A 17,115-nucleotide genomic window follows, 5' to 3' on the forward strand; every position below is an offset into this window, starting at 1 on the left:
ACTATAAGTAAAAATTATTTTACCAATTCAAGAGTTCCAAACAAGCCAGCGTCAATCCAGCCTCTGTTTTTATCTTCTCCTGGTATTTCCATTGATCCAACAAAATTCTCTCTGCCACCTGTTGTATCGTTGTCGTTATAAGAAACCGCAAATCCTAATTTCTTTCCTTCTGAAAGTTTTACAGGAACGTTGTTTTCTCCGTCTTTGTAAGTATCCTTAAATACTTTCATTCCAACTTCCCATGTATAAACGTTTCCATTCTTAATCCTCTTTGTTTCTACATCTTTATTATACAAATGTGGTTTCTGGTCTGGACCAATATCTACTGCATCATAATCCAGTGTTATATGATAGGCAAAAGCATTGTGATTAAACTGATGATTTCCTCCTGATTTGTCTTCATCAATAAACAACTCCAGACAATCATCTTCCCACCAATCGTTGAATGGATCAGGTCTCTGGTCATTCAGAATCTCGTCTGTTATTTCAACCAAATAAAAGATTTTGTCTTCATTCCAAAGAATTTTATATCTGCCAGAAAAATCTTCCGGAGTGTAATCTCCTCCAAGCCATTTATATTTTAGAGGAGCCCATGTCGCTTTCTCCCAGCTCTTTTCATCTCCTTTACCATCTATTACTATATCTTCTGAAGCTTTGTGAGCAGTGTAATTCCCATCGCCAACACTATCTGCTGTGACTGAACCACTCTTTTCTTCTGAATTAGCACTTGATTCAGGCTTTGTGCAAGAGAATAAAAACACCAGCACCTGAACCCAACAAAATAATTTTAGTTTTTGCATGAATATTAAGTTTGTTTAAAAAGATTTTGATTCTTACCCTATACAGAAACAAATATAAAAAAAATTAAATGCTGGCAATGTTCCTTTGGTTGCTTACTTCATAAAAGAAATCAATACTTTCAGGAAAAACTACAATCCACTAATCCCCTTGTAATATTAAAAGGTATAAATGAAAACAGGCAGACTTTGCAGCCTGCCTGTCATATCTAATTATATCTTTTATAAAAATTACTTTTTATTATAAAATGACTGGATGAATTCATCACTGATAGCTGTGCATGAAAAACCTCCGTCATGAAATAGATTTTGCATAGTAACTTTTTTTGTAAGATCTGAGAATAGCGTGATTACATAATCAGCACACTCTTCGGCAGAAGCATTTCCAAGAGGAGATAATTTTTCTGCAAAGTCTACAAATACGTCAAAACCTGAGATTCCTTTACCTGCAGTTGTCATAGTAGGAGACTGAGACACTGTGTTTACTCTGATTTTCTTAGGTCCAAGTCTTAGGCCATAACTTCTTGCGATAGATTCTAATGCAGCTTTTGCTTCGGCCATGTCATTGTATCCCGGAACAGCCTTCTGTGCAGCGATATAACTAAGAGCTACAATTGAAGCACCTTCATTTAAAGCATCCTTTTTCTCAGCAATTTGCATGATTTTGTGAAAAGAAAGAGCTGAAATATCGATAGTTTTTAGAAACCATTCATAGTTAAGATCTCCATAGTCCTTGCCTTTACGAACGTTTGGACTCATACCTATAGAGTGAAGGATAAAATCTACCTTACCACCTAAAGCTTCAAGAGATTTAGTGAAAAGGTTTTCAAGATCTTCCAGAGAAGTAGCGTCAGCTGGAATTACCACAGCGCTACATTTTTCAGCTAGTTTATTGATCTCTCCCATTCTCATTGCAATTGGGGCATTGGTTAAAGTGAATGAAGCTCCTTCTTCATGTGCTTTTTCAGCAACTTTCCATGCAATGGAATTACTATCGAGTGCTCCGAATATGATTCCCTTTTTACCTTTTAAGAGATTGTAAGCCATTTTTTCTTTGTTTTATTAAAAATCAACTCGCAAAAATATTATTCTCCATGATTCATTCAAAAATTCCAGGATAAAATATCTTCCTTTCCTTTCTTTATTCGTTGATTTCCAATAACTCTTTCGCATTCTTCATTGCTGTTTCAGATGGTTTCTCCCCTCCTATCATCTGTGCAATTTCCTTTACACGATCCTCTTTAGTCAATTCCTTTATTTTACTAACTGATCTTTTACTTGAATGATCTTTATATACAAAGTAATGTGCAGATCCTTGTGCAGCAATCTGAGGTAAATGGGTAATGGCTATCACCTGATGGTTTTTAGACATTTGCTTCATCATCTTTCCAACCTTAAATGCTACCTCTCCGGAAATACCGGTATCGATTTCGTCAAATACTATGGTTGGCAATGATGATTTATCTGCAAGCATGTATTTGATACATAACATAAGCCTTGAAAATTCTCCACCTGAGGCTGCATTTTTAAGTTCTTCAGGTGCGATACCCTTATTCGCACTGAACAAGAAATTGATTTTATCAATACCTAAAGGACCAAGCTCAGTGGTATCCGAATGAATATGCATAGTAGCATTTGGCATTCCCACCTCTTTAAGCAATAATTCCAATTCCTTCTTAATGCCTGGTATTACTTTAGTTCTCTGATTGCTTAGTTTAACTGCTTTTTCCCTCAAGCTCTTTTCCAGTTTTAATAATGCAGCTTTTAATGTTTCAATCTTCTCAAAAAGATCTGAATTAGCACCCGCTTTATTTTCAAGGTCTTCCTGAATTGCTATAAGTTCTTCTATAGTATTTACATGATGCTTCTTTTGAAGCTTGTAAATTAAACTGAGACGTTCCCTTTTCTCTTCAATTTTTTCCGGTGAATAATCGATCTGTTGTTCAGCTTCTTCAAGCTCTCCATTGATATCTTTTAACTCTATTACAATGCTTTGGAAACGTTCACGCAGTTTTTCGTAAGATGGAGAATACTTAACAATACCATCAAACAATTTATTAACCGTCTGTAAAACAGCAATACTTGCCTGATCAGATTCAGAAAGAATACTAACCATCTGATTAAGCTTACTTTTAATTTCTTCTGAATTTTCAAGCAGCTTAAGATCTTCTTCCAGTTTTTCCTGCTCACCACTTTGTAAATCGGCCTCTTCCAATTCACTCAAAAGAAAAGTATTAAAATCCTGTTGCTTTGAAGATTCTTCTGCCTGCCTTGTAACTTCAACAAGTTCGGCTTCTTTATCCTTAAATTCTTTATAAAGCTTTTTATACTCTGTCAGCAAATTTTTATTTCCTGCAAAGGCGTCAACAATTCCAATCTGAAATGAAGAGGCTCCCAGCATGAGTGTTTCGTGCTGACTATGTACGTCCATAAGTCTTTGTCCCAGCTTTTTGAGAAAATCAAGATTTACAGGAGTATCGTTTACAAAAGCTCTGGATTTGCCACTGGGAGCTATTTCTCGTCTGACCAGACATAGTGTTTCATAATCAAGATCCTCCTCTTTGAAAAGATCCTCAATCTCATATCCTGAAATATCAAAAGCACCTTCAATGATGCATTTTTCTTCTTCATTGAAAAGTACTTTAACATCTGCCCTGTTACCAAGCAACAAACCAAGTGCACCCAGCATAATTGACTTTCCTGCTCCTGTTTCACCTGTTACAATATTTAACTCCGATGATGGTTGCAGTTCCAGCTCGCTGATCAGGACATAGTTCCTGATTAAAAGATTTTTAAGCATAATTAAAAGGAGGCTGTATAATCGTAAATTATTTCACGAATGTTCTTAAAATCAATGGGGTGCAAATCCAATCTGGTGTCCTTAAGCAAAAGCTTTTGATCATCAGCCGAAACAAGACTCCCAAAAAGAGTTGTCTGATCATGCATGATGACATTGATTTCTTTCGAAACAACAGTGGATATTTTGGAAGGAATGTCCTTTGCAGGTATGCGGATAAGCCTTTTTCCCATTTTCATTAAATTATATGCTAATTTAATAAAAATAGATAGAGTGAAGAATGATCAGAGCTTAAGAAGCCGATTATATTTATCTGAATTTAGCGGATCCATCTGCCTCAGAGTATTTACCACCTGTTGACGCATTTCCGGAGCAGCCTGGGAATAAATATTTATTATTTCCTCCACTTTGGCATTAAAAAAATTCTTAATCACTACAGAAGTTGGATTGATGTTATAAACTGTTTTTATTTTATCAAAAACAGTGATGATATCTTTTCTGCTTTGGTCTGCATTTATCATAAAGGTATCCATTGCCTGGCGATGATAAATGTATAAACCCTCTCTAAAAGGCGCAAATTGAGTATTGGTAAGGTTTTGAATTAATGAAAATCTGCCGTTTGTTTCCAGCTGATCCCAACCTACTGCCTGAGAAGATTGTGCAATATTTGCAATATCTCTTGCTTTCTCATAATATTTAGTTCCCCCCATTTTCCCAAAAGTGTCATAATCCATAGCCAGGATCATGTAGGCATAATAAGAAAGCATTGCTGTAAGATTACCATTAAAAGAATTTTCAGTATAATAAATTGCGCTTCCTTCTACATACTCAAAATTAAACTTCCTATCCAGGAATTTGAGAATCATAGTTTCTTTATTGGTGTTGTATAAAGGTCTTGTGGAAGTAATCATGGCCGTAGCCTCGTACAGACTTTGACCGGAAACCCCTGTAAGAGTGATAATAATGTTGCAGTTAATCCTCTCTTCCGGTTTATATTCATCAGTTGTCCACCTTTTGTTATTCATAAACTCCAGCATGGCTGCCTTCAACTGAGTCATAACATCCTTTTTCTCACTATTTTCAATACTCTCAGCATCAATAGTAATGGTACAATTCAACTCACCTTGTTGAGCAAAAGCAATCAAGTTTGTGAATATAAAAATCAAAGCTATTAAGTACTTTTTCATATTTCTGAAGTGGAGAGTTACAGCAAAAAAACTATGTATGTTACTGAATTTTTCTATTATGAAATTGACGTCTATTATTTCTTTTTGAGATTCAGATGCTTCAATAACTCCTGGATGATATCAGAAGCAACTTCTTTCTTACTTTTTAACTCAAAAGTCTGCACCATATTGTATCTGTCAATAAATGTTACCTTGTTGGTATCATATCCAAAACCCGCTCCATCATCTCTCAAAGAATTGAGTACTATAAAATCAAGGTTTTTATTTGCAAGCTTTGCTGATGCGTTCTGAATCTCATTTTCGGTTTCTAAGGCAAATCCAACCAATACCTGATCAGGTTTTTTATTAGCCCCCACAGCAGCTGCAATATCTTTGGTTTTTACAAGCTCTATGCTCAGTTCCCCTTCTTTCTTTTTGATCTTCTGTAATGCAACTTCTTTCGGAGTATAATCTGCAACAGCTGCCGAAAGTATAATAGCATCGGCATCTGTAGCATTAGTCATCACTGCATTAAACATTTCCTCAGCCTTTTGCACTTTCACAAACTTAACAGAATCAGAAGGAGATTTTAATGCTGTAGGACCTGAAACCAGAGTAACAGAAGCCCCCAGTTGGTCAAGCTGACTGGCAATTTCGTAACCCATTTTTCCGGTTGAATGATTTCCGATAAACCTTACTGGATCTAGTGGTTCGTAAGTCGGTCCGGCGGTAACTAATATTTTCTTTCCAGCAAGCTTGCTATTTTCCTGAAAATATCTTTTTACAAAATCCGTAATATGTTCAGGCTCAGCTAAACGTCCCTCACCTTCAAGGCCGCTTGCTAAAAAGCCAAATTCGGCATCAATAATAATATTACTATAGGATTTAAGCTTTTCTATATTTGACTTTGTAGCCGGATGTCGATACATATCCAGATCCATTGCTGGAGCGAACATTACAGGACACTTAGCACTAAGATAAACTGCAGTTAGGAGGTTGTCGCAGACACCATGAGCCAATTTAAAAATTGTATTTGCTGTGGCTGGAGCGATCAGAATAAGATCTGCCCACAAGGCAAGATCTACATGATTATTCCACTCTCCTGCATCATTCCGGATTAAAGAATCATAGACAGGTTTTCCGGTCAGTGTCGAAAATGTAAGTGGCCCAATAAAAGAAGAAGCAGAGGGCGTCAGTATTACCTGAACCTCTGCTCCTTCTTTTATTAATAGTCTTGTTAATAAAGCTGCTTTATATGCCGCAATGCTCCCGCAAACACCAAGTATAACTTTTTTTCCGCGAAGCATCATTCACATATATTATTTCTCTTCGTTAGGCTTTCTGAAATGAATTTTTCCTTCGAAAAACTCATCAATAGCCACATTCGTTGGTTTTGGCATTCTTTCGTAGAACTTGGAAATCTCTATTTGCTCTCTGTTTTCAAAGATTTCTTCAAGATTATCAACTGTAGAAGCAAAATCAGCCAGTTTGTTATTCAATTCTTCTTTTACTTTTGAAGATATTTGTCTTGACCTTTTTGCCACAACTACAAGTGATTCATAGATATTTCCAGTAGGTGCAGATAACTTTTCAAGATCTCTCGTCACTATTGACGATGGAATTGTAGTAACTTTTGCTTTATTGTTCATTAGCTTTGAAAATTCTTTAAACGTTCTGTAATCCTGTCATATAACTCTTCAGCCTCTTTTTTGAATTTGCTTTCTGGGTATCTGTCTATAAACCCATAATAAAATTCAAGCGCTGTATTATATCTTTCTCTTTGCAATCTTAATACACTGTGTTTGGCTAGATTATATTGTGCCTGGAACTGTATAAACGTAGCTTCTTCTGCAAATTTACCAGAAGGATACCTGTCTAGAAAAGTTCCAAGACTTACAACAGCTGATTTATAAATGCCAATTTTATAATAAAGTTTTGCATTTTCAAATGCCTTGTATTCTGTTTTAGCATTCAATTCATCAGTCATCTTGTTCACTTCTTCCATATGACTGCTTTGAGAATATTTCACACCAAACATCTGAATTGCCTGCAACGCCTCATCGGTATTTCCCTGATCAAGTTTGTATGCAGGACTATCCATGTATAAAGACTTTACATGCATATACATGCTTTCTTCTGCATATTCACTTCTTGGATAGGTTTCATACAAATCCTTGAAGTAATAACTGCTCATGATATATTGCTTATCATTAAAATAAGTATTGGCAAATACAAATTGTGCTTTTTCAGCTTCTGGGCGGCCTTTTAACAAAGGCATTATTTCTTCTAAAAGGACGTTGGCTTTGTAATTATCCTTTTTCTCATAATATTTCAGCGCAGCCTCCAGCTTTTTGTTGACGTCTGAACTTTTTTGAACCCGCTGAAATTCACTGCATGAAGACAGCAAAATCAGCAATCCCAACAAAAGACTTTTAGCAAAACCTAACTTCATAAGACCGTAAAAGTAAACAAAATATGCTTTTTCTTCTAATTATTTCCATCCAAATTAATTTTCCCGGCAGTTAAAAGCCCTGAATTATTAGAATTTCAGATTTTGGATATAACGAATTTATCTCACTAATTGACATACCGTACACCTAAAACATCCTTTTTGGATGGTCTCTCTTTACCTCTCCAGACAAACCCTTTTAACCTGGTTTCCGGCTCCAATATCTCATGGGGAGGAATAAACTTCGCGTCAGGACTTTTAATAAAAGATATGGTATTCACCTTAGCTTCTTTAAATCTAACGACCAGATCACTACAAACTACTTTATTCATTCCTATTAAAACCGTGTCTCCTTCCAGAGCGAAATACAAACTTTCTCCATTTCCATTCACATCCACTTTTTGGATTTTATTTTCCAGAAAGTGAGCCACCATTTTCTTACCTTTTACCTGATTATAATTTTCAAGACTGTCAATAGAGGCCATAAATGCATTAACCTTCATATTCATCTTTGAAACTTTATTATTTACCAAGAGAATATTAATGGAGTCTGCTACAATCTGATTTTTTTCACTCCATAATACAGGATCCCCAAAAAAATAAATCGTAGAATCTGCAAAATCATATACTAATGAATCACATTTACCTTGAAGATCATGACGGAAGATTTTGGTATGCTTATACGCGATCAGTTTTTTAATATTTTTCTCAGGATAATCCAAGGATATTAAAGTATCAGCTGAAAGAAACAAGGTATCACCTCCAGAATAATTTTTCATTACCGGGTTTCCAAACACTTTAGAGGTTCCTCTTTTACTCCAGTAATTTGCCCTTTCTCCAAGTATAAGTACACTGTCCTTTGGGCTTTTTAAAATTACATTTCCTCTGGCAATTCCATTACCTTTTCTTTCGTCGTAATCCAGGTTATCAGCCTCTATGTCGAAATTACCTGACTGTACATTAGATCGCTCTTTCGTCGCAGTAACCTTGCTCATAATATTATATTCACCTTCTGTTGTAACCACAACACCATCAGGAGAAATGATTTTAGTGGGACCTTTGAAATAGGCAATATTGGTATAGGAGTTATAGTCAAGGCTATCAGTAGTAAGTACAAAATTCTGAGATGGGTTTACAACCCGTACATCTTTCCGGAAATTAAATATTTTCTCTCCTAGATTATAATACCCTTCTCTACTTGTAAGTGTACTTTTCTCATCTTTAATGGTCCCGCCATTTGGATAAAAGGCCCTTCTTGCAGAAACATCATAATGAAGAACATCTGTAAAAAGAGTCATTGTCTTATCTTTCAGCACAACATTCCTTTTAGCAATAGTCTTTTTGGTATTCCCTTCATAAAGAAGATTTCGACAGGTAAGATTAACTGTGTCACCCTGATTCATTCGAACATTTCCGAAAGCCTCAATAGAGTTATTTTTGGGATTCTGATAGGCAGAGTCGCAATAGAGGTATGTTCCCTGTTGTTTAAAAATCACATCCCCTTTTAATCTCCTAATGTTAACTCCATTAACTGTAATACCTTCCAGTTCTTTGGCCTGGACTAGGTCTATTTTTCCCTGGGCATTTACCAGATCGGGAATAAAAACCAGCAGAAAAAACAGATATAAGCAATATCTCATTTGTATATTTATCTCACCAAAATTAATCAAAAAAGCAATTTTTCTAATATGTTACAAAGATTCCTCCAATTTATCTCCGAACATCAGCTTGTCTCCGAATCCGCATATGTTTTGGCTGCTGTAAGCGGAGGTAAAGACAGTGTGACCATGTGTGAACTTTTACATTTGGCCGGAATTAACTTTGGAATAGCACACTGCAACTTCCAGTTAAGAGGATTAGACTCAGATCTGGATGAACAGTTTGTCAGAAAACTTGCAACTCACTATAAGGTTCCATTTTTTTCCCAACGATTTAAAACGGAAACATTCGCCAAAGATAACAGAATTAGCATTCAAATGGCTGCAAGAGATTTGAGATATACCTGGTTTAGAAAACTTGCTTCTGAAAATGGTTTCGATTCTATTGCCACTGCTCACCATTTGAATGATGTGTTTGAAACAATATTACTTAACCTTACAAGAGGCACCGGATATGCTGGATTGCAGGGAATACAACCCCGCAATGGAGAAATAATCAGACCACTTCTTTTTTGCCAAAGGGAGGAAATAGATCGTTTTGTTCTGGAAAATAATCTTGAATGGAGAGAAGATATTTCAAATGCCTCTACAAAATACTATAGAAATCTTATCAGACATAAAGTAATTCCGGTTCTAAAAGAAATCAATCCTAGTCTTGAACAGACGGCGTATGAAAGTACTGAAAAAATACGTGCTGTTGCAAACTTCTTCAAATCCAAGATTAGTGAAATTAAATCCAGGGCTCTTTCTTCCGATGGACCAGAGATAAGAATTAACCTGAATATTGTTCTTTCAGAACCGGAACCAGCCATTGTTTTAACCGAACTTCTGAATGAATTCGGTTTTACCTATAAGGATTCTGTAAATATTTTAAATACCAGGACTACCGGAAGTCTGTATTATTCCAAAACACATGTTTTGAATGTAGACCGGCAATCATTGTTGCTGAGGTATATAAATAACACAAATCCTGCTGAGGAATGTAAAATAAGCGAAGACCTGAATAATTTCACTTTCAGAAATCTTTCATTTTCGATGAACAAAATTACTACAGATGAGTTTGTTGTCCATTCAGATAGGTTTACAGCTCACCTTGATTGGTCTGCTTTGAAATTCCCGCTTATAGTTAGAAACTGGTTACCTGGAGATAGATTTATTCCTCTGGGAATGAAAAACTTTAAAAAAGTGAGTGATTTTTTGATTGACCAAAAAACGCCCTTGCTAATAAAAAACAATACTTTGGTTATAATCAGTGATGAAAAGATCGCCTGGATTGTAGGAATGAGAATTGATGACAGATTTAAAATTACATCAAATTCTAAAACTGCTTTAAAAATCACCGTTAATCCTCCTTCCTGAGGTCATTTTTGGTAAAAAACATTTTAATTTTGACATACTTTGGATAAATTTACACTCCTAGTTTATAATCATTAACTAAAAAATCATATTTTACTATGAAAGTAACAGTAGTAGGAGCAGGTAACGTTGGAGCAACCTGTGCCGATGTTTTAGCATATCGTGAGATTGCAAATGAAATCGTTCTTCTTGATATTAAAGAAGGTTTCGCAGAAGGTAAAGCGCTTGATATTTGGCAGAAAGCACCGATCAATGTTTACGATTCGAAAACAGTTGGTGTAACTAACGACTACTCCAGAACTGCTGGTTCGGAAGTGGTAGTAATCACCTCGGGTCTTCCAAGAAAACCTGGTATGACGAGAGATGATCTTATTTCTACCAATGCTGGCATCGTTCAGTCTGTTACAGAAAACGTTGTAAAATACTCTCCGAATGCGATAATCATTGTCGTTTCAAATCCTTTGGACGTAATGACATATTGCGCACACCTTGCTTCAAAACTTCCAAGAAACAAAGTGATAGGTATGGCTGGTATCCTTGATACTGCTAGATATAGAGCATTCCTCGCAGATGAGATCAAATGTTCTCCAAAAGAAATTCAAGGAATGCTTCTTGGTGGTCACGGAGATACTATGGTTCCGCTTCCTAGATATACTACTGTTGGTGGTATCCCGGTTACTGAACTTGTTGCCAAAGACAAACTGGATGCTATCATCGAAAGAACTAAAAACGGTGGTGGAGAGCTTGTGAAACTGATGGGAACATCTGCATGGTATGCTCCAGGTTCTGCAGCTGCACAAATGGTTGAGGCAATAGTGAAAGATCAGAGAAGAATTCTTCCTGTATGTATCAAACTTGAAGGTGAATACGGTATTAATGACTGCTACCTTGGTGTTCCTGCAGTTTTAGGTAAAAATGGTATCGAAAAAGTAATCGAACTTAAATTGAATAGTGAAGAAATGGAGTTACTTCAGACTTCAAGAAAACACGTAAAAGAAGTTATGAACGTGTTAGATAACATGCCTGCAAAAGCTTAATACAACATGCATTAAATAAAAAACCCGGCTTAAACCGGGTTTTTTTATTTAGTAAGAATATAAATCGTTCGTTCTTTTAGTGTTGTGGTCTTATAATGAATTTCTTCCGCCCCATTGAAACCGGCTTCCTTTCCTATTTTTTCAACTTCTACAAATGAAGGGATGTAGCAATCCAAAGTACCATATTCATTTGAAATATGAAGTCTTTGTTTGTCCAAATGCTGAGCAAAAGTCTGGAAACCAATTTTAGGTACATCAATTACCAACTTTCCACCTTTATTGAGAAAACCTTCTACCTTTTGTATACAATTTTTTTGTTCCTCCAATGAAAAGTCTATAATACCGGACCACATCCACAACGCCACATCAACCTTTCCTTCCATGGAATAAGTTTTAATGTCACCAAAAACAACCTCCACATTTTTGTATGTTTCAGTCAGATAATCAAATAAAACCGGGCTCTTCTCAAGGGCAATAATTTGTCCCTGAAATTTATTTTTCATCAGAAAATCAACACATCTACCATATCCTGCGCCTATTTCCAGAATAGCCTTGGCATTTTTAAGACTTGAGTTTACCATCCAAAGGTCTGGGTAATCCGCAAATCCACCTTTTACTGCAAGTTCTTTAAGAGTATTGACTCCCAACCTATTGTAATAATTGATATTTCTATCATTCATTATTTCCTCTGACAAAAAAGACATATTATTGCTAACCATTGTGTTCTAAAACGGTTTATTAAAAAAATAGGATACATTGCGGGACTATTATTTTAATAAAAACCTGATAATTATGAGAGGATTATTTCTTCTTATAGTTTCTTTTTATATCCTCCCTCCTATAACTTCCGAAGTTTACGCAAAAACGGATTATAAGTTTTCTGCTCCCAATTATATAATCGGTGATGAATTTGCTGAAATTCAAATAGTCAGATTAAACAATAAAGGGACTCCTGACTCTACCTTTAACGGAAAAACCGGATTTTATATCGACAAAGAGCTTAAAGTGTTGGAATTCATTAAAGGTAAGGCTCTGTATACCACCACCTTATTTGAATCCAGTGAAATTATTTTTAAACCTCAGGATCAGACAACATTATACAACATTAAAATAAGACATTTGCCTGATTGGCTGAGTATTATTCCTCCATTGCTGGCAATTGCTTTGTCATTAATTTTTCATGAAGTCATTACATCTCTATTTTTAAGTGTTTTTGTAGGTGTATTATTATTAATAGGTTTTGAATTTTCAAATGTTATTCCAGCTTTTTTAAGGGTCATAGACTCATACATCTTAGAAGTTTTGAGAGACAGTAAACACCTTTCCCTTATCTCTTTTGCATTTATGGTTGGAGGAATGATTGCTCTCATTGCCAAAAATGGGGGCCTCACAGGACTAGTAAATAAAATTTCAGGTATTGCTCACTCTTCAAGAAGTGCGCAGCTTACCACGCTTTTTCTTAGTCTATCCATTTTCTTTGACAATTATGTCAATATTCTCATAGTAGGAAATACAATGAGACCAATAACGGATAAGTATAAAGTTTCACGAGAGAAACTGGCATTTATTGTAAGTACAACTGCCGCCTCTGCTGCCTCACTGGCCTTTTTTACAACCTGGACCGGAGCTGAAATGGTTTATGTCCATGATGCGGCATCTTACCTCAGATTAGGTAATTCTGCATTTTCCATTTTTTTTAAATCACTCCAATATGCCTATTATCCAATCTTTATGTTGATACTAACTTTTGTATTAATAGTATCTAAAAAAGATTTCAACAAAATGGCAGTTGCAGAGGTCAGTGCTCGAAGCGCAGGCATTAAAAATGAACAAAATGATATATCCATTGAAAAAAATATAGAGAGAGATATTGTGGAAATTTTACATCCCGAGTCCCAAAACGGAGGCAAATGGATTAATGCCGCATTTCCGTTAATAGTACTTTTCTTCACAGCTATTGCAGGATTAATTATAACAGGGACGGAAAACATCTATCAGAAAATGCTTGGAAAAGGTATCCCTATAACCAGTCAAAATCTCTCAACTGTTTGGAAACATTTGTATGACTTTGATAACAAAAATATAAGCTTTTTTCCAAAACTTGGGGAATTGTTTGGTAATGGAGACTTTTATATTGCACTACTTTGGTCTTCATTCTCAAGCCTTTTGACTGCCTTTCTATTAACCTTATTACATAAAAATTTATCCTTAAAAAGAACTACAGAAATCATGATTCATGGTTTTCGGGTTATGTTATCAGCTATTATAATTCTGATTTTTTCCTGGTCACTTGCAGAAATCACAGAAGACCTCCATGCAACAGAATACCTTTCCTCAGTAATCACCGGAAATATTAAGCCTAGTCTTCTTCCCATTGTTAGTTTTCTGCTAGCCGCAACTTTTGCATTTTCTACAGGTTCAGTTTGGGGAGCCATGGCAATCTTATACCCATTGCTGGTGCCTGTGAGCTGGATGATTTCGGCATCTTCCGGACTATCAATGTCTGATACAGAAAGCGTTACCTATAATGTAATTTCAACAATTTTAAGTGGTTCTGTATTTGGCATTCATTGTTCTCCTGTTTCGGACTCGACAATTATGAGTTCAATAGCCTCCGACTGCAATCATATTCAACATATTAAGACCCAATTACCTTATGCAGCAACAATTGCTTTAATTAGTATTCTGGTCTTTTTTTTCAGCCTTATAAATTTTCACTGGTTTTTTAATCTGGGACTTGGGACAGTCCTAATCATATTAATTGTAAAATTTTCAGGAAAAAGAGTAGAATAAATTCTATCTTTAGTAAAGCTGGAATCTACTTGTATGAAAAAGATATTAATTTATATATTTCCCTGGTTTTTAGTCCTTTTATTTGGTTTTATCATTTATAAAACTAATTTTAAAAATGAAGAGGAAAGTAATGAGATAAAGACAGTTTCTTCCCACCATCTCATACAGGAAAGAATAATAAGTTTAGGAAAACTGGAAGTAGTAAAATATTATTTAAAAGATATAGTGGAACACGAGGTGAAAAATCCATGGTATCTACCTGATCCTAAAGCAGTTTTAATAGCAAGTGGAGAAGTTGTAGGTTGCATTGATCTTACACTAATCGATTCGACAGATATAAAATTTTCAGAAAACAAAGTTTCGATTCGTTTGCCACAGCCAGAGCTTTGTTATTTCAAAATTAATCATTCTGACTCCAAAGTTTACAGTATAGAAAAAGGGCTTTTTCAGGAATCAGAATTAATCGATGCAGCCTATAAAGAAGCTGAAACTCATTTGCAAAAAACCGCACTGCAGATGAAGATTATGGATCAGACAAAAGAAAATGCAAAATTGATCCTTAAACCTTTGTTGGAAAAAATTTCTGAAAAAGACGTAGAGTTAAGTTTTTAAATCAAATAGCTTTTTTTATTCAGAAACATCAGAACTTTTCCACAAAATGGGTTAAAATAGTCCACATTCATAACAATTTAAGGGGATAATTGTTTTCCCTTGAATTAAATAAAATTTTGACTTAGCTAACAGTTGAAATGAAAGAAGAACTAGTCCAACCAATTACATTCAGCTATTTTTTAAACTTTATCAAAAGTCAGTTTTTGGAAAAGGGAAATAATGAGATAAAAGATTATTTTTTAAACAAATCCTATGACCAAAAAAGGCTTCTTACACAATTGATTCTTTTATTTAAAGCTATTAAATGTGAGGGAGACGATTTCCTTATTAAAAATACTATTGATTTACTGATAAAGTCTGGACTCACTGTATCTGAGACAGAAGAGTTTGTTTTAAGATACAAAAAATTGCTAATTAAATTTATTTGTCAATATACCTCTGACTCAGAAGTCATTTCCACATTACTCATTTATCTTCAAGATGCTTTTTATCTTATTGAGAATGACATATTCAGAAGAAAACCTCAACAAAATAAATCAGAAGAAGAAATTGATGCTTGTTTATCCATAAACAAAGAAGGAAAAATAACCCATTGGAATAAACAGGCAGAAAGGCTTTTTGGATATCAGGAACAGGAAGTAATAGGAAACTCCTTAATTCTCCTTATCCCGGAAAGAATGCAGCAGGAACTGGTGGAAAATGTGATTGCATCCAAAAACAAAAAAATCAAAAAGAAAGATAACAAAGATGAAGTTAAAGTCTTGAATGGTATTTTTCCAATCAAAGATTTATCAGGTAATCATATTGCAAGTGGCATTCTGCACAATGATGATGTCACCCTTCAAAAAGCTGAAGATAAATTAAAGGAAACCAGAGAACTTATTAACCAGATTGCAGATTCGACTCCAAATGTTCTCTATGTTTTTGATACCCGATATAGAAAAATAGTCTATGTTAATAAGGCCATTACAGAGGTGCTAGGTTATACCCCAGAGGAAGTCCGAGAAATGTCTGCTGTTCAGATTAAAGCATTGATACACTCAAAAAATCAAATCAATATTGAAAATTGGGTAGACATGTTTTCAGAACAAGCGAAAGACCAAATACTCGAATCGGAGTGTCGTTTTCTTAATAAAAATGGAGAATGGAGATGGATGAATAAAAGGGAAACTGTATTTCGGAGAGATGAGGATGGTTTGCCTGTCCTTATTTTAGGAATCGTTCAGGACATTACAGAACAGAAAAAAGCACAGGAAAAGGTGAGGAAAAGTAAATCCCTTTTACTCGAAGCACAAGAACTTGCTTGCCTTGGAAATTGGGAATGGGATCTTATTACCAATGAAATTTCATTCTCTGACGAATTATACAAGATGCTGGGGTTTGACCCTATGCAAATTTCAATAAGCTTTAATGATGTTAAAAATAAAGTAGCATTAGACGACTGGACTATTTTTGATGAACGTGCCAAAAGCCTCTTAAAAACAGGGATCCCTGTGACATTTGAGCAAAAGGTCATGAAAAATGGACAAGACAGATACATTTATATTAAAGCTAAACCTGTTTTTAATGAGAAACGGGAAGTTCTGCGTATTCATGGAATTGCCCAGGATATTACTGATCGGAAAAAAGCGGAGGAAGAAATCCAGAAGGCAAATGATGATCTGAAAAAAGCTCAGGAAGAACTTATAGATAATAATAATCTTCTGGAAGCAAGAGTGAGAGAAAGAACTGAAGAACTTATCAAAAAAAATGTAGCGTTAGAAAAAATCAATACTGACCTTGACAACTTTGTTTATACAGCTTCCCATGATCTTAAAGCGCCGATTTCAAATATAGAAGGTCTTATTGCCTCTCTTGACCTTCAAATTGATGCGGAAAACGATGATATTAAATTTATCATCGGATTGATGAAAGTTAGTATTTTAAGATTCAAGGAAACCATTAAAGACTTAACAGAAATTTCAAAAATTCAGAAGAACTTTAATGAAGACGAAACCATTGTTGAATTTGAAGATTTCCTTGAAGATATAAAATTTACTCTTTTGGAAATGATAGTTGGTTCTGAAGCAATCATAGATGCAGACTTCAGCCAGTGTAAAAGAATTTCTTTCAGCAGAAAAAACTTTAAAAGCATTTTATTTAATCTCATCAGTAATGCGATTAAATATCAATCGGCTGAGAGGAAACCTGAAATTTTTATAAAATCATGGATAGAAGGAAATTTTGCAGTGATCTCAATTAAAGACAATGGACTTGGTTTTGAGGAAAAAGACAAAGGAAAAATCTTTGGCATGTTCAAACGGCTGCATGACCATGTTGATGGGTCCGGTGTTGGATTGTATATAGTTAAAAGAATAATAGAAAATGCGGGTGGAAAAATTGAAGCATTCAGTGAGAAAGGAAAAGGAACAGAGTTTAAAATATTCTTCCCATATAAAGCTAATTAATCA

General features: G+C 35.0%; 15 protein-coding genes. 5 read left to right on the forward strand and 10 right to left on the reverse strand.

Translation table 11 applies throughout. The annotated features are described in order from the left end of the window. Positions 1 to 14 precede the first annotated feature (14 nt). The 9 genes from K350_RS0109015 to K350_RS0109055 all read right to left on the reverse strand — a co-directional run bounded on the left by K350_RS0109015 (position 15) and on the right by K350_RS0109055 (position 8,849). Positions 15 to 800: a sugar-binding protein gene (locus tag K350_RS0109015; protein WP_028979631.1), complete on the reverse strand. Its 786-nt coding sequence runs from the start codon at positions 798 to 800 to the stop codon at positions 15 to 17. A 228-nt stretch (positions 801 to 1,028) separates the two neighbouring features. Then, positions 1,029 to 1,844 carry an enoyl-ACP reductase FabI gene (locus K350_RS0109020; RefSeq protein WP_028979632.1) on the reverse strand — a complete coding sequence of 272 codons (816 nt, stop codon included), beginning with the start codon at positions 1,842 to 1,844 and terminating at the stop codon, positions 1,029 to 1,031. 94 nt (positions 1,845 to 1,938) lie between these two features. Next, on the reverse strand, positions 1,939 to 3,597 hold the full coding sequence (gene recN / locus K350_RS0109025) for a DNA repair protein RecN (RefSeq protein WP_028979633.1): 1,659 nt from the start codon (positions 3,595 to 3,597) through the stop codon (positions 1,939 to 1,941). Between the two features lie 2 nt (positions 3,598 to 3,599). Beyond that, positions 3,600 to 3,827, reverse strand: a complete 228-nt coding sequence (locus K350_RS0109030; protein ID WP_028979634.1) for a hypothetical protein — start codon at positions 3,825 to 3,827, stop codon at positions 3,600 to 3,602. 51 nt (positions 3,828 to 3,878) lie between these two features. Next, positions 3,879 to 4,781, reverse strand: a complete 903-nt coding sequence (gene porD / locus K350_RS0109035; protein ID WP_028979635.1) for a type IX secretion system protein PorD — start codon at positions 4,779 to 4,781, stop codon at positions 3,879 to 3,881. A gap of 74 nt (positions 4,782 to 4,855) precedes the next feature. Next, positions 4,856 to 6,070 (reverse strand): bifunctional phosphopantothenoylcysteine decarboxylase/phosphopantothenate--cysteine ligase CoaBC, encoded by a 1,215-nt coding sequence (coaBC, locus tag K350_RS0109040; protein ID WP_037574873.1) that lies wholly within the window; start codon positions 6,068 to 6,070, stop codon positions 4,856 to 4,858. 9 nt (positions 6,071 to 6,079) lie between these two features. Beyond that, a complete protein-coding gene (locus K350_RS0109045) occupies positions 6,080 to 6,409 on the reverse strand; it encodes a DNA-directed RNA polymerase subunit omega (RefSeq protein ID WP_051313002.1) in 330 nt (109 codons plus the stop codon). Continuing rightward, a complete protein-coding gene (locus K350_RS0109050; protein ID WP_037574876.1) occupies positions 6,409 to 7,212 on the reverse strand; it encodes an outer membrane protein assembly factor BamD in 804 nt (267 codons plus the stop codon). The genes K350_RS0109045 and K350_RS0109050 overlap by 1 nt, the downstream gene beginning before the upstream one ends. A 125-nt stretch (positions 7,213 to 7,337) precedes the next feature. Continuing rightward, complete coding sequence (locus K350_RS0109055) at positions 7,338 to 8,849, reverse strand: OstA-like protein (protein ID WP_028979639.1); 1,512 nt, start codon at positions 8,847 to 8,849, stop codon at positions 7,338 to 7,340. A gap of 48 nt (positions 8,850 to 8,897) precedes the next feature. Between K350_RS0109055 and tilS the strand changes: the two genes are divergently transcribed. Both tilS and mdh read left to right on the forward strand, forming a co-directional pair. Further along, positions 8,898 to 10,226, forward strand: coding sequence for a tRNA lysidine(34) synthetase TilS (gene tilS / locus K350_RS0109060; RefSeq protein WP_028979640.1), 1,329 nt, complete (start codon positions 8,898 to 8,900; stop codon positions 10,224 to 10,226). A 95-nt stretch (positions 10,227 to 10,321) separates the two neighbouring features. Beyond that, complete coding sequence (gene mdh / locus K350_RS0109065; RefSeq protein ID WP_028979641.1) at positions 10,322 to 11,260, forward strand: malate dehydrogenase; 939 nt, start codon at positions 10,322 to 10,324, stop codon at positions 11,258 to 11,260. Between the two features lie 44 nt (positions 11,261 to 11,304). Here mdh and K350_RS0109070 read toward each other — a convergent pair whose 3' ends face one another. Continuing rightward, positions 11,305 to 11,979 carry a class I SAM-dependent methyltransferase gene (locus tag K350_RS0109070; RefSeq protein WP_028979642.1) on the reverse strand — a complete coding sequence of 225 codons (675 nt, stop codon included), beginning with the start codon at positions 11,977 to 11,979 and terminating at the stop codon, positions 11,305 to 11,307. A gap of 73 nt (positions 11,980 to 12,052) precedes the next feature. Here K350_RS0109070 and K350_RS28065 point away from each other — a divergent pair, with 73 nt between their 5' ends. From K350_RS28065 to K350_RS30960, 3 genes are all read left to right on the forward strand, one after another. Then, the gene (locus tag K350_RS28065) at positions 12,053 to 14,053 is read left to right on the forward strand and encodes a Na+/H+ antiporter NhaC family protein (RefSeq protein WP_051313003.1); all 2,001 of its coding nucleotides are present in this window, start codon (positions 12,053 to 12,055) and stop codon (positions 14,051 to 14,053) included. Between the two features lie 33 nt (positions 14,054 to 14,086). Further along, positions 14,087 to 14,665 (forward strand): DUF4230 domain-containing protein, encoded by a 579-nt coding sequence (locus tag K350_RS0109080; protein ID WP_028979643.1) that lies wholly within the window; start codon positions 14,087 to 14,089, stop codon positions 14,663 to 14,665. Positions 14,666 to 14,802: 137 nt separating this feature from the next. Next, positions 14,803 to 17,112, forward strand: coding sequence for a PAS domain-containing sensor histidine kinase (locus K350_RS30960; protein WP_051313004.1), 2,310 nt, complete (start codon positions 14,803 to 14,805; stop codon positions 17,110 to 17,112). Positions 17,113 to 17,115 lie beyond the last annotated feature (3 nt).

The organism is Sporocytophaga myxococcoides DSM 11118 (genome assembly GCF_000426725.1).
In the GTDB taxonomy this organism is placed as follows: domain Bacteria; phylum Bacteroidota; class Bacteroidia; order Cytophagales; family Cytophagaceae; genus Sporocytophaga; species Sporocytophaga myxococcoides.

Bases quoted from the DNA above. Each gene is read 5' to 3' on its own strand.
- K350_RS0109030 (WP_028979634.1), bottom strand. From the start codon at position 3,827: ATGGGAAAAAGGCTTATCCGCATACCTGCAAAGGACATTCCTTCCAAA.
- K350_RS0109020 (WP_028979632.1), bottom strand. From the start codon at position 1,844: ATGGCTTACAATCTCTTAAAAGGTAAAAAGGGAATCATATTCGGAGCA.
- K350_RS0109080 (WP_028979643.1), top strand. From the start codon at position 14,087: ATGAAAAAGATATTAATTTATATATTTCCCTGGTTTTTAGTCCTTTTA.
- tilS (WP_028979640.1), top strand. From the start codon at position 8,898: ATGTTACAAAGATTCCTCCAATTTATCTCCGAACATCAGCTTGTCTCC.
- porD (WP_028979635.1), bottom strand. From the start codon at position 4,781: ATGAAAAAGTACTTAATAGCTTTGATTTTTATATTCACAAACTTGATT.
- coaBC (WP_037574873.1), bottom strand. From the start codon at position 6,070: ATGATGCTTCGCGGAAAAAAAGTTATACTTGGTGTTTGCGGGAGCATT.
- mdh (WP_028979641.1), top strand. From the start codon at position 10,322: ATGAAAGTAACAGTAGTAGGAGCAGGTAACGTTGGAGCAACCTGTGCC.
- K350_RS30960 (WP_051313004.1), top strand. From the start codon at position 14,803: ATGAAAGAAGAACTAGTCCAACCAATTACATTCAGCTATTTTTTAAAC.
- K350_RS0109070 (WP_028979642.1), bottom strand. From the start codon at position 11,979: ATGGTTAGCAATAATATGTCTTTTTTGTCAGAGGAAATAATGAATGAT.
- K350_RS0109045 (WP_051313002.1), bottom strand. From the start codon at position 6,409: ATGAACAATAAAGCAAAAGTTACTACAATTCCATCGTCAATAGTGACG.
- K350_RS0109015 (WP_028979631.1), bottom strand. From the start codon at position 800: ATGCAAAAACTAAAATTATTTTGTTGGGTTCAGGTGCTGGTGTTTTTA.
- K350_RS0109055 (WP_028979639.1), bottom strand. From the start codon at position 8,849: ATGAGATATTGCTTATATCTGTTTTTTCTGCTGGTTTTTATTCCCGAT.
- recN (WP_028979633.1), bottom strand. From the start codon at position 3,597: ATGCTTAAAAATCTTTTAATCAGGAACTATGTCCTGATCAGCGAGCTG.
- K350_RS28065 (WP_051313003.1), top strand. From the start codon at position 12,053: ATGAGAGGATTATTTCTTCTTATAGTTTCTTTTTATATCCTCCCTCCT.
- K350_RS0109050 (WP_037574876.1), bottom strand. From the start codon at position 7,212: ATGAAGTTAGGTTTTGCTAAAAGTCTTTTGTTGGGATTGCTGATTTTG.